The following is a 1,453-nucleotide window of genomic DNA, read 5'->3' on the forward strand; positions in this document are numbered from 1 at the left end:
TAGTCGCCCCTTAAAAAGTCATTTAATATTTGGTATTCAGTGATATAAATTCCTAAATACTTTGTCAAGTCTGCAATTTTTTGTATCTTCGATGTGCGAAACTTGCAGATTTTTTATGATTACAAAGCCCCATATCACTCCATCCTTATTCAGTAGTCTGTCCGACATGCTGAACCAATCGCACCCACTCTACAAACTGGCCGACAAAATAGATTGGGCAAAATTCGACACCGCCTTCGCTCCTCTGTATTGTCAGAATAATGGTCGCCCTGCCAAACCCATTCGTCTGATGTGTGGCTTGTTGATTCTCAAACATCTTCGCAATCTCTCTGATGAATCTCTTGTGGAGCAATGGAGTGAAAATGCTTATTACCAATACTTTTGTGGTATGCCAGAGTTCGTTCCTGGCGCTCCCTGTGCCTCATCAGAATTGGTGCACTTTCGCAATCGTATTGGCGAAAAGGGGATAGAACTCATCTTTCAAGAAAGCATTCGTGTTAATAACGAAGAAGATGATGACCGGCATCACGATGTTGCCTTTATAGACTCTACGGTTCAAGAGAAGAATATCACCTACCCAACAGATGCCAAGTTGCACAAAAAGATAGTCCGTAAGGTGCTGGGTATCGTTCATGAACTGGGACTCCCACTTCGGCAAAGCTATACCTTTGTGCTCAAGCGAGTTTATCGCGACCAACGTTTTCGTAATCATCCCAAGAATCGCAACAAGGCACTTAAGGCTGATAGAAAACTTCGAACCATAGCGGGCGGATTAGTCCGAGAACTTAAGCGGAATCTTGGAGAACACAGCCTTTACAATAAGCTCATTGAGCGATTTGAGGCAATTCTTGCACAACGGCGTCATAGTGGTAAAAAGATTTATTCTATTCACGAGCCGGATGTGCAATGCATCAGCAAGGGAAAAGAGCATAAGAAGTACGAATTTGGCAACAAAGTATCTATCATTCGCTCGGCTACGGGGATTATTCTCGGAGCACAATCATTTCGTAATGAGTATGACGGACACACGATAGAAGCCTCGTTGGCACAAGTGGAACGACTCACACAGCGAAAGATTAAAATCCTGGCAGGTGACAGAGGTTATCGGGGTAAGAAAGAAGTAAATGGGACTCAGATTTTGATACCGGATGCTCCCAAACCTTCAGATAGCAGATATCAGAAGCGGAAGAAACACAAGATATTCTGCAAGCGAGCAGGCATAGAACCTACCATTGGACACTTGAAATCAGACTATCGTTTAGGTCGCAACTTTTACAAGGGTGTGACTGGGGATGCTGTGAACCTACTGTTGGCGGCGGCCGGCAGCTTACAACTTCAAAAGAGCCATGAGAGCTCTTTTATTCCTGTTCAAAACAATAAGAGAAATGCTAAGAGAGAGGTCATTGATGAATCAATTCCCGTTTAGCATCTCTTTTTAAGGGACGACTAAATA

Annotated in this window: 1 pseudogene; it reads left to right on the forward strand. The window is 43.4% G+C overall.

The features are described 5' to 3' along the window. Positions 1-115: 115 nt before the first annotated feature. Positions 116-1,439, forward strand: a pseudogene (locus EII32_RS11275) (IS5 family transposase). The last annotated feature ends 14 nt before the right edge of the window (positions 1,440-1,453 follow it).

The sequence above is a fragment of the Prevotella sp. OH937_COT-195 genome (assembly GCF_003932845.1).
In the GTDB taxonomy this organism is placed as follows: domain Bacteria; phylum Bacteroidota; class Bacteroidia; order Bacteroidales; family Bacteroidaceae; genus Prevotella.